This is a genomic window from Burkholderia sp. GbtcB21, assembly GCF_019091065.1.
In the GTDB taxonomy this organism is placed as follows: Bacteria; Pseudomonadota; Gammaproteobacteria; order Burkholderiales; family Burkholderiaceae; genus Burkholderia; species Burkholderia pyrrocinia_C.
The window spans coordinates 1,084-4,440 of the sequence record NZ_JAGXKA010000039.1; the positions used below are offsets into that span (position 1 = coordinate 1,084).

General features: G+C 59.3%; 3 protein-coding genes. All 3 read left to right on the forward strand.

The annotated features are described in order from the left end of the window. Positions 1 to 775 (forward strand): type III secretion system translocon subunit SctE (gene sctE, locus KVT39_RS38235; protein WP_254640776.1); only part of this gene is annotated, 775 nt, incomplete at its 5' end. Positions 776 to 792: 17 nt separating this feature from the next. After that, positions 793 to 2,133, forward strand: coding sequence for an IpaC/SipC family type III secretion system effector (locus KVT39_RS35655; protein WP_217591325.1), 1,341 nt, complete (start codon positions 793 to 795; stop codon positions 2,131 to 2,133). 139 nt (positions 2,134 to 2,272) lie between these two features. Beyond that, a partial coding sequence (gene sctA, locus KVT39_RS38240) for a type III secretion system needle tip protein SctA (protein WP_254640777.1) occupies positions 2,273 to 3,357 on the forward strand: 1,085 nt, incomplete at its 3' end.

Genomic DNA, 3,357 nt, shown 5'->3' on the forward strand with positions numbered 1-3,357 from the left:
CGGCGGCGCCAGCCTGGCGCTGGCCGCGGTGGGGGTTGCATTGATGGTGGCGGACGAGATCGTCAAAGCCACTACCGGGGTGTCCTTTATCCAGGAGGCGTTGAAGCCGCTGATGGAGCATGTGCTTAAACCCTTGATGGAGCTGATCGGCAAAGCCATCACCAAGGCCTTGGAGGCGGCGGGGGTGGACAAGAAAACCGCGGAGATGGTGGGTTCCATTGTCGGCGCGGTGCTGGCAGCCGTGGCCATGGTCGCCGTGATGGTGGTCGTCGCCGTGGTTGGCAAGGGGGCGGCAGCCAAGCTGGGCAACGCACTGAGCAAGCTGCTGGGCGACGCCATCAAGAAGATTGTTCCAGGCGTGCTCAAGGAAGTGGCCAAAAACGGCAGCAAGCTGTTGAGCCAGGGCGCGCAGCGCCTGACAAACGCGCTGGGCAATGCCGGCAGCAAGATCGGCCTGCGCACAGACGCGCTGGGCAAGGAAATGATGGCCAATACGCTCAACAAGGTGGTGATCGGCGGGCAGGCGGCCCAGACAGCCACGCAGATGGGCAGCGACGTGGCGCAAGGCGTGTTCATGAAAAATGCGCTCGAGGCCATGGCCGATTTCAATCTGGCGCGCGCGGCCATGGACCAGATCAAGAAGTTGATCGAGGAAGCGGTGGAGCTTTATACGGACAGCCAGAAACTGACCCAGGAGCTTCATGCGGCCTTGTCTAACGCGCTGCAGGAAAACGACGTTGCCGGACGTCTTGTTCTGCGCCACACCCACGCTTGATACCAGGATTATTCACCATGACTACAGTAAATCACTCTTCCATCTCCACCGGATTCATCGATTACAGCAAGCTGCAGGGCCAGGAAAGCAAGGCGCGTGTCGGCGAGCCGTCCATCAATATCAAGGACATCGGCGCCGTCATGCAGAAAGCCAGCGCGGGCGCCGTGGCGCCCGTCTCGATGATGGGTATTCCGCAGTTGGCGGAGCCTGTTGCCAGTTCGGTTCAGAAAGCTGAATCGGTTGCATACCTGACGGTGAAGGATGCCTATGACGGTTCGAGACTGGCTGTTCGGGACGAACTGGCACAGACGCAGCAGTCTTTGCGTGAGAAAGGCCTGGACAGCGTGGCTGGCGAGCTAGGCGAGATTGTCAACTCCGCGCTGCTCCAGGGCACTGTGGTGAGCCAGTCGCGGCAGAACGAAGACGTTCATCTCGAAAAACAGCAAGACGATTTGGTTTTTAGCATCAAGGATCTTGAGCACCGGTCCGGCAAGAGCTTCCAACAGATTCTGGAGCTACTGCTGTCTCTGTTCCAGTCAGCCAATCAGCTGCGTCAATTCAATATCAAGCTGAATGACCAGTTGGTGCAGTCGGCGGCCAGTTCGCAGCGCCGCGAGGGCGCCAGCATCTTGGCTGGCGCGATCAGCGGGGCCGCATTTACCGGCGCAGTGACCGCCGTCGGCACCGGTACGCAGGTGAAGTCAGCAAATATTAAGGGCAACGCGCTTGCCAATAATAAGGCCAAGATGGATGGCTTGACGCCTGAGCTTCAGGGCGCCAAAGGCAGTTTGGCCCGCCAAGCCCAGGTCAAGATGGGTGCGGACCATGTCGACGCCGTGACCCAATTGCCCAAAAAGTCCCCGACGGGGGCGTCGAACGGTGGCGTGGCCCCGGAAAATCTGCGGGCTTCTCCGCGCAACAGCGGTATTGATGTGACGGACGGAGTGGGCAGCGACGCGGTGAAGGTGCGTCCAAGCGATAAGCAGCTATCGGCCAAGAATCAGGCGGTGCTGGATAGCGTGACTTCCGACCTGCCGGCGGATCATGCTGAGGAGGCCAGGCAGTTCCAGCAGAACAACCTCAAGGCTGAGCGTATGCAGGCGAAAGGTCAAGCAATCTCCAGCAGCGCCCAATCCGTTGGCTCCATCGCTCGTGGTTCTGCAGACTATGACGCCACGCTGGAACGGGCGGATCAGCAGATCCTGCAGGCAAACAGCCGCGTAGCGAGTACGGCGGCGGATGATGCCAATGAAAATAGCCGAGAGTTGCGCAGTCTTCAGCAAGAGATGTTGAGAAATATGAAGGAGGCGCAGCAACACGCCATGGATGCGATGGGTTCCAGCGCCGGACGCATTTAATCCGCCGAGTGGGCCAATTCGCCCGCCCCGCCGCTGGCCAGGCCAGCGGCGCGGCGTAACCACTTTCACCATCGCGCTGTCACGGCTCCTGTAGCGATGCTGGCTGCGGCGTGAGGGTGCGACGCGTCAAGGAAATGTAATGCTTAGCATCTCAAACATCATTCCATCGCAGTTCACTCCATCAAATACCGCTGCAACTCAGCAGCAACCATTCTCCAGCGATCCCGAGATTACGGTACAGGCGGCGGCGACGCCACCGGGCGCGGCCTTGTCCGCGCTGACATATGTGCGGGAGAAGGCGAATGGTTTAAGCGCGCTGTTGCAAGGCGAACATAAGCAAGCCGATGCCTTGTTGGAGCGGCAGCGGTCGCGGACTCCGGCAACCTTCCCTGGCGCCTTCGTTGAGGCTGCTCGCGCGGAGCGGGAACAAGCTGCCCAGGACTTCTCTGAATCTGCGGGTCATCTGACGCAACTGGCCACCCGGGACTACCGCGCCGAGCGCGAGCTGGCCACTCAGCAACTGGTCAACGGTTTGCGTGGGTTGACGGCGGTCGACATTGGCTTGACGCCGGAGCAGCAAACGCAGCTGCAACAGAAGCTGGAGCCGGCGCATTCTAATGATCCACCGGACATCCAGCCCAAGTTGTACGACAGCGTCGGCAGAACGGTTTTCGAAAGCGACGCGAAACTATGGGAAATGATATCCAGATACATAGGCGATATCGGAAAGGACTACCTTGGCGTCTATGAGAACGTCGTTGCTGTGTACACCGAATTCTACAAGGCCTACAGCGACATCCTGTCCAAAATGGGCGGCTGGGTCACCCCGGGCAATGATGGCAACCACGTCAAGCTGAACGTCACCGCGCTCAGGAACGAACTGCAGCAATTGCGTAACAAGTTCTCGCTGCCAAACACGGACGGCGTGTTGTTTCCAGCCAAGAACAGCGATGGCAGCCTGCAAGGCGTTGACAAGAATAAGGCCGAAGAGTGGGCCGATACGCTGGGTTTGCCGCGTTCTTGCGTCCAGGAGTTCCCCACCGGCAGCGGGAAATACGTTGTCGTTGTGGATATGACGCCGATTAATAACATGATACAGGACTTGGGCAGCCTGGGCAGCCCCGACAGTAGCGGCAATGTAGTGCTGGATAACGCCAGATATCAGGCTTGGCAGTCCGGTTTCAAAGCGCAGGAAGAAAATCTGAAAACCACGCTGCAGACGCT

What these genes read in the sequence shown, in the direction of transcription:
- KVT39_RS35655 (WP_217591325.1), top strand. Translation starts at nt 793, where the DNA reads ATGACTACAGTAAATCACTCTTCCATCTCCACCGGATTCATCGATTAC.